Here is a 5,589-nt window from a genome sequence, read left to right as displayed (position 1 = left end):
AGCCTTGTTCGGCAAGCCAGAAGTCCGCTACGCAGCCGGCTAACCACGGCACCTTTGGGTTACTGGTCAATAGAAGGCCAGGACCTTGAACGTGGGCGCGGCCTGCGCGCTGCGCGTGACGCCGAGGCCGACGCCGGCGCTCACGGCGACGACGAGGGCCACGAACACCGACAGGATCCTTCTGGTACGGAGGGAGAGTTCTGTGATCACCTGATCGTCCCTTCGGTCGGGACGCGCGCCGCCGCGTCGACGTAAATCTGTTCACAATGTTTACAGATTTACAAAACGTTATTCCTCTGACCTGAGCACGTCAATCGCCGATCGCCCGCGCGGGTGGGATTCCTGCGGCAACGGGCACTCCGGGCCGATGACCAGCCCGGACACCGTCGACGTCGACCAGCCACTGGCACCGACGAGCTGGCCGCGCGGATACCAGACTGCCGCGTCCTCTACTGGACCGCCCGGCGTTCAGCCGAGCGAGGAGCGGGCCACCGGCGCGGCGAAGTACGTACGCGGGTGCGGGTCGTTCCGGAGGCCGTAGTGCCACCACTCCCGGTCGTAGTTGACGAACCCGGAGGCGGTCATCAGCCGCCGCAGCAACTGCCGGTTGTCCCGTGCCGCGCCGGCGATGCGGGGGTCGTCGGTGTGCGCCCGGGCGTCGAAACAGTCGAACCCGGTGCCCATGTCGAGGCTGTTGTCGGCGAAGCGCCGCCCCGCCGGCGCGGTGCAGGGGACCAGCCGCTGCCCGGGCACGTACGCGGGCTGGCTGCTGGGCGGCTCGTCGACGAGTGTGAGGTCCAGCGTGCTGCCCCGGCTGTGCGCGGTCGGCGCGCCGATGTAACCGTCGGCGAAGAGCCGGTCCTTCGCCAGGTCCGGATAGAACTCGGCCTTGGTCTGCTGCTCACCGGGGCGCTTCGACCAGGCGACGAAGTCGTCCACCGCCGGCTGGGGGCGGTAGCAGTCGTACACCTTGAGGCTGTGACCCCCGGCGAGCGCGGCGTCCTGGACCCGCCGCAGCGCCTCGGCCGCCTGCCGGGTGAGCAGGCACAGCGGTTCGCGGTAGCCGGCGATCGGCCGGCCCACGAAGTTGTGCGCGGTGGCGTAGCGGATGTCGGCGTGGATGCGCGGGTCGAGGTCGGTCAGCACCACGAAGCCCGACAACCCGCCGGTGGCCGGCGGGGCCGTACTCGGCCGCGAGGTGGGGCTTCCCGGCGGGCTCGGGCTCTCGGGCATCGGTCGCGGGCTGGCGGACACCGGGGTGGAGACCGTCGGCCCGGGGCGGGGCGGCTCGGAGCAGCCGCCGAGCACCGCGACGAGCGCGAGCACCGCGGCCCCGCCCACCCGCCCTGACCTGCGCACAGATCCTGTCTACCAAAGCGGTCGGGGTGACGCGCCGGATCAGCCGGGCGTGACGGGCCCGCTCACGCGCCGGGCGTCAGCGGCGCCGGGTGGGCTGCGCTCGGCGTCGCCGCGGCGTCCTCGACCAGGTGCGCGCCGAGGAAGCGCAGGGCCGCCTCGCCGTCGTCGATCCCACCGGCCTCGTGGCCGTTGTACCGCCACACCGAAAGCTCCGTCGGCCCGGCGTGGGAGTTGTGGGCGGCGTAGACCGTCGAGGGCGGCACGATGTCGTCCATCAACGCCACGGAGTACCGGGTGGGTCGGCGGCAGCGCCGGGCAAAGTTGACGCCATCGACGTACGACAGGGTGGTCAGCGTCCGCTCCTCGGCGTCCCGGTGGATCGCCAGGTAGTCGCGGATCTCCCGGTACGGATGGGCGTCGGTGACCACCACGGCGCGCGGGATGTCGCACAGGAACGGTACGAGAGCCACCACCGCCCGCACACCGGGTGCCAGGGCGCCGGCCGCGAGCGCCAGCGCGCCGCCCTGGCTGTGTCCGAGCACCGCCAGCCGGGTCGGGTCGACCATCGGCAGGGTACGGGCGGCGTCCACCGCTCGTACCGCGTCCGTGATCAACCGTCGGTAGTAGTACGTACGCGGGTCGGCGATGCCCCGCGTCGCCACGCCGGGCGCCTGCGCGCCGGTCGCCCCCAGGTCCGCGGTGTCGCCCCGGCTCCAGCCCGAACCCTGCCCCCGGGTGTCCATCTGCAGGTGGGTGAACCCGGCGGACGCCCAGAGCAGGTTCTCCAGCGGGTGCCCGCGCCCACCGCCGTAGCCGACGTACTGCACGATGGTCGGCAGCGCGGTGCCGGCGCCGTGGGGCACCCGTAGCCAGGCCCGTACGGGCTGACCACCGAACCCGGGGAACGTCACGTCGTACACGTCGATGGCGGTCAGACCCGTCACGATGGGCTCGAGCCGGACCGGCCAGGCTGCGTCGCGGGCCTGGGCGAGGGTGTGAGCCCAGAAGTCGTCGAAGTCGGCGGGTTCGCGTACCACGCCGCGGTACGTGCGTAGCTGCTCCTCGGGCAGGTCCGTGTACATGGCGTCCTTGTCTGTCGCGTGGCGCTGGACAGGGTGCGCCCACGGCGTGCGTGGCGCCGACAGCCGGGCGGCAGAGGCGGGACGGTACGCCGAGACGCGTCCGACAAGTTACCGGAACATTTCCGCAACTCCGCCGAACGCTATGACTGACCTGGCGTGTCGTCAACCCCCTCGGTGAGGCAAGATGACGCGAGGAGCGGGCGCGCCGTTCCGGGACACGGGACGGGCGACGCATGCGGTCGCCCCTTCCGGAGCGGTGAAGGAGACACGGGTGGACGCGGACGACGGACGCAGGGTGACCATCACCGCGATCGCACGGGAGGCCGGAGTCTCGGTACCGACCGTTTCACGGGTGCTCAATGGCCGGTCCGATGTGGCCCCGGACACCCGGGAACGCGTCGAGGAGCTGTTGCGCCACCATGGTTACCGACGCCGTAGCAGCCGCAGCGTCCGCCGCGCGGGCCTTGTCGACCTGGTCTTCAACGACCTGGACAGTCCCTGGGCCGTGGAGATCATCCGAGGCGTGGAGGACGTCGGGCACGGCGCCGGCGTCGGCACCGTCGTCTCCGCGATCCACCGGCAGCCCACTGCGGCCCGGCAGTGGTTGCAGAACCTGCGGACGCGGGCCACCGACGGGGTCATCTTCGTGACGTCGCACCTGAGCCCGCCACTGCACGCCCAACTGCGTCGCCTCAACGTGCCGGTCGTGGTCGTCGACCCGGCCGGCGTGCCGGCCATGGACGTCCCGACGATCGGCGCCACCAACTGGGCCGGCGGGCTCGCCGCCACCGAGCACCTGCTGGCGGTCGGCCACCGCCGGATCGGGTTCGTCGCCGGGCCGACGCATCTGCTGTGCAGCCGGGCCCGCCTGGACGGTTACCGGGCCGGCTTGGAGGCCGCCGGAGTGCCGGTGGACGACACGCTGATCTACCCGGGCGACTTCTACCACGCCTCCGGCTTCGCCGGCGGCACGGCGCTGCTCGACCTGCCCAACCCGCCGACCGGCATCTTCGCGGCCAGCGACCAGATGGCGTTCGGCGTCTACGAGGCCATCCGCCGCCGTGGGCTGCGGGTTCCCGACGACGTCAGCGTGGTGGGTTTCGACGACCTGCCGGAGGCCCGGTGGGCGTCCCCGCCGTTGACCACCGTCCGGCAACCGCTGGTGGAGATGGGCCGGCTCGCGGCGCGGACGGTGCTGCGACTGGCCCAGGGTGAGGGCGTCGACTCACCCCGGGTGGAGCTCGCCACCGAGCTGGTCGTCCGAGACAGCACCACCGAGCCGCCGACCGGGTGACCCTCGTCGTTTCGTCGGCCCGAACCGGGTCGGATTCTGGTTCCGCCGATACCGGTCCGGCTTCCGGTAATTGCGGCCCGCGGGCGTGGGCACCGGCGGCGCGGTGAGCGACCTCGGGCCGCCCACCGCGCCGAACGGATCAGTGCTGGTGCCGGACGGGTCGCCGCACTGCAACACGCTCAGCGTCGGGTACGCGGTGAGTCGGTGGCACGGGGTGCGGTCGTAGAAGCGCTTGCCGACCAGATGCAGGAAACTCTGCACCGTGCAGGGCGCGGCGGCCCGGTCCAGGGTCAGCCCGATCGGCCCCTGGTTGGTGGAGAGGGTCACCCGGACCCTATGGATGCCGGGGCCGGTTATCGATCTGACCGGGCAACCGGCGACGGCGGTGCCACAGCAGACCACCCAGCAGGGCCAGCACCGTCGCGCCGCTGAGCGCGACCACCGACCAGAGCCACCCCGAGCCGGTATGCGCCGGACCGCTGGCCGGCGCTGGGCGCGGTGGACCGGGCGCGGCCAGCGCGGACGGGGTCGCCGATGGCGTGGCGGTCAGCTCTCCCGGCTCGACCAGGCGGCCGACGCTAGCGTCGCGAGGCAGCGAGAAGCCCCAGTCCAGCAGGGCCGCACCCTGTTCCCAGCCACGCATCGGCGCCGGCTCGGCACCCAGCAACGTCACCACCAGCCGACGCCCGCCACGCTCGGCCGCGCCGACGTACGTGTGCCGCGCCAGGTCGGTGAACCCCGTCTTGCCCCCCAACGCGCCCGGGTACCGGTAGATGAGCTGGTCGTCGTTCTGGATCTGGAAGCCCTTCGTACGCTGCGCCGGCTGCGCCGGAATCGTCGCCTGCTCGGTGAGCGCGTACCGGCGGAACGTCGGCTGGACGAAGCAGGCCCGGGCGATCAGCGCCAGGTCGTACGCGCTGGTGAACTGACCCCTGCCGTCCAGACCGGACGGGGTGACGGCGTGCGTCTGGAGCGCCCCGAGGTGGTGTGCCTGCTCGTTCATGGCGCGCACTCCCCCGGCCGCGCCGTCGGGGCCGCCACCCAGCCGGGCCAGCGCGTTCGCCGCCTCGTTGCCGGAGTTCAGCAGCAGCCCCAGCCAGATCGTCTCGATCGTGTAGCGGCCACCCTCGACCAGGCCGACGGCGGAGGAGCCGGGCTCGATGTTCATGTCCGCCGCGGTGACGGTCACCGTCTGGGTTGGGTCGAGCCGCGGCATCATCGTGGCCGCTAACAGCAGCTTCTGGACGCTCGCCGGGGTGCCGTACTCGTGCGGGCCGCAGCCCCCGAGCACCTGGCCGGAGTCCAGGTCCGCGACCAACCACGACGTGGCGGTGATCGCCGGTGGCGCGCCCGCGCCGGCCGGCACGACCAGGCCGCTCGTGGCCAGCCCGGCGCCCCCGACCACCCGCGCCTCCGGCACGGCGGGCGGGGGTGCGGGCCGCGGCGGGCGGGACATCGCCGGCGCCGGCACCCGTGGGCACCGCACGGCCGGTGCGGCGGCAGCGGCACCCGTGGCAGCGGCTCCGGTCGCGGCGACGGGCGTGGGGTCCGCCGCGGCGGCCGTGACCGGCGCGGGAGCGAGCAGGACGGCGGACGCCGTGACCGCCAGCAGCGCAGCTCTCATGTGCCCGACCCTAGACAACAAGATCGCCCGGGGGGAGCTGTTGCCGCTCGACCATCCGGCGGCGGACCGCTCCACCACGTAGTCGGGCAGCGCGGCACTGCCCCGCGACCGCCGAGCACGCGGCGGATGTCGGCGCGTCGCGGTCGAGTTCGGCATATTGACCCGTAACCCAAATGGTTTGTGATCGTTTGGGGTGTATGGGCGTTACGGTGCGGGACGCGCGTCGGCTT

Annotated in this window: 6 protein-coding genes; 1 reads left to right on the top strand and 5 read right to left on the bottom strand. The window is 72.7% G+C overall.

Going from position 1 to position 5,589, the window contains the following annotated elements; genetic code table 11:
* Positions 1-66: 66 nt before the first annotated feature.
* The 3 genes from ACLQ24_RS28275 to ACLQ24_RS28265 form a co-directional block, all read right to left on the bottom strand.
* Positions 67-210 (bottom strand): hypothetical protein, encoded by a 144-nt coding sequence (locus tag ACLQ24_RS28275; RefSeq protein WP_425894789.1) that lies wholly within the window; start codon positions 208-210, stop codon positions 67-69.
* A gap of 258 nt (positions 211-468) precedes the next feature.
* Positions 469-1,341, bottom strand: a complete 873-nt coding sequence (locus ACLQ24_RS28270) for a M15 family metallopeptidase (protein WP_425894787.1) — start codon at positions 1,339-1,341, stop codon at positions 469-471.
* Positions 1,342-1,421: 80 nt separating this feature from the next.
* Positions 1,422-2,441: an acetylxylan esterase gene (locus ACLQ24_RS28265; protein ID WP_425894786.1), complete on the bottom strand. Its 1,020-nt coding sequence runs from the start codon at positions 2,439-2,441 to the stop codon at positions 1,422-1,424.
* Positions 2,442-2,712: 271 nt separating this feature from the next.
* Between ACLQ24_RS28265 and ACLQ24_RS28260 the strand changes: the two genes are divergently transcribed.
* Positions 2,713-3,735, top strand: coding sequence for a LacI family DNA-binding transcriptional regulator (locus ACLQ24_RS28260; RefSeq protein ID WP_425894785.1), 1,023 nt, complete (start codon positions 2,713-2,715; stop codon positions 3,733-3,735).
* Here the strand turns inward: ACLQ24_RS28260 and ACLQ24_RS28255 are convergent.
* Positions 3,667-4,062, bottom strand: a complete 396-nt coding sequence (locus ACLQ24_RS28255; RefSeq protein WP_425894784.1) for a peptidylprolyl isomerase — start codon at positions 4,060-4,062, stop codon at positions 3,667-3,669. The genes ACLQ24_RS28260 and ACLQ24_RS28255 overlap by 69 nt on opposite strands.
* 7 nt (positions 4,063-4,069) lie before the next feature.
* Positions 4,070-5,359: a D-alanyl-D-alanine carboxypeptidase family protein gene (locus tag ACLQ24_RS28250; protein ID WP_425894783.1), complete on the bottom strand. Its 1,290-nt coding sequence runs from the start codon at positions 5,357-5,359 to the stop codon at positions 4,070-4,072.
* Between the last annotated feature and the right edge of the window lie 230 nt (positions 5,360-5,589).

This window comes from Micromonospora sp. DT4 (genome assembly GCF_049841675.1).
Classification (GTDB): domain Bacteria; phylum Actinomycetota; class Actinomycetes; order Mycobacteriales; family Micromonosporaceae; genus Micromonospora.
Note: the sequence above shows the minus strand (reverse complement) of the source record. Positions and strands in the feature narration are given on the sequence as shown.